This is a genomic window from Synechococcus sp. R6-10, from assembly GCF_047461815.1.
In the GTDB taxonomy this organism is placed as follows: domain Bacteria; phylum Cyanobacteriota; class Cyanobacteriia; order Thermostichales; family Thermostichaceae; genus Thermostichus.
In genome coordinates, this window is the sequence record NZ_JANSHW010000326.1 from 1 (window position 1) to 1643 (window position 1643).

General features: G+C 59.8%; 2 protein-coding genes. One reads left to right on the top strand and one right to left on the bottom strand.

Going from position 1 to position 1643, the window contains the following annotated elements; translation table 11 throughout:
• On the bottom strand, positions 1 to 954 hold a 954-nt coding region (locus NW837_RS09690), incomplete at its 3' end, for an ABC transporter ATP-binding protein (RefSeq protein ID WP_414331077.1).
• Positions 955 to 1229: 275 nt separating this feature from the next.
• Between NW837_RS09690 and NW837_RS09695 the strand changes: the two genes are divergently transcribed.
• Positions 1230 to 1643 (top strand): acetamidase/formamidase family protein (locus tag NW837_RS09695; RefSeq protein ID WP_414331079.1); only part of this gene is annotated, 414 nt, incomplete at its 3' end.

A 1643-nucleotide genomic window follows, 5' to 3' on the forward strand; every position in this document is an offset into this window, starting at 1 on the left:
CCCAGTGTAGATGAGGTTTTCCACCCGCACCGGCACCTGGTTGGGCAGCAGATCCCAGCCGCTGCGAGAGAGCTGGATCTTTTCCGGGCGAATAGCCAATTGCACCGGTTCCGAGCTGGCCGGGATCCCCAAGACCTTCAGCTTTCCCAAGGGCGTATCCACACAGTCCGTCCCACAGGCGATCCCCTCGATCAGGTTGCTGGCCCCTAAAAAGTCGGCTACGAAGGCCGTCGCCGGGCGCTCGTACACCTCATCGATAAGGCCCACTTGCTCAATGCGCCCCGCCCGCATCACCGCCACCCGGTCGCTGGTCACCAAAGCCTCTTCTTGGTCGTGGGTAACGAAAATAAAGGTCATGCCCAGGCGGCGCTGCAACTCGCACAACTGCACCTGAAGCTGCTTGCGCAACTTGGCATCCAACGCCGACAGCGGCTCATCCAACAAGAGCACTTCCGGCTCGTTCACCAAAGCCCGAGCCAAGGCCACCCGCTGCTGCTGTCCCCCCGACAGCTCATGGGGCTTCCGCTTGGCCAGAGCTGCAATCTCCACCAATTCCATAGCAGCCGCTACCCGCTTGCGCAGAGCTTCTCCCCGCACACCCCGCATGCGCAGGCCGAAGGCGATGTTGTCCTCCACCGTCATAAAAGGGAAAAGGGCATAGCTCTGGAACACGGTGTTGACATTGCGCTTGTGGGCGGGCAAGTGGCCCACCGGGCGACCTCGAATCACCACTTCCCCAGCATCGGCCATCTCCAGGCCGGCCAGGATGCGCAGCAGGGTGGTCTTGCCGCAGCCGGAAGGGCCCAGCAGGCCGAAAAACTCCCCCCGCCGAATGTTCAGCTCAATGCCATTGAGGGCCACAAAATCGCCAAAACGCTTGTAGAGGCCCGCCACTTCTACATCCCAGTCGGGATCCCGGACGGTGGAAGTACTGGAGATGACACTCGTGATCACAGTTGACAGCGCTGATAAAACCATCTAACCCAGTATGCAAGTCTCCGAGAAAATTGCAGTTATCCTCCACACCCGGGGCACAAGTTCCAGGCCAAGCCCTGCAACCGGGGATCCCTGCCCACAGACCTTCAAGATAGCAAATGTGGGAAACATTGTCGCCACGCCACCCCTGGGCAAACAGTAGCCAGAGATACCGGCTTGAGGAACAGTCTAATTCAGGATTGGAGGGGATTTTTCTTTAGATTGAATGGGTCTTTTGCAAGGGATCCCTGGCCGTGCCCGTTCACACCCTCAAAGCCACTCCCCATACCGTCCACTTGGGCGGCTTTTCTTCCCAACTGCCCCCGGCCTTGTATGTGCAATCGGGCGATGTGGTGCAGGTGGAAACCTACTCGGGGTTCGCCCACTACGGCAAAGCGCCGGACCGTTTCTTCACGCCCGAATTCCTCGAAATTTGCCAAACCTTGCCTGCCGAGCGCCGAGTGGGGCCGGGCCCCCATCTGTTGACCGGGCCGATCTACGTTGAGGGAGCTGAACCTGGAGATGTGCTGGAAGTGCGCTTGCAAGCGATCACCCCCCGCTTGCCCATCGGTTTCAATGCCATCCGTCCCGGATGGGGGGCTTTGCCCGGAGAATTTGATCAGCCGCGACTGCGCTTCATCGACCTAGATATAGACCAGGGGGTAGCG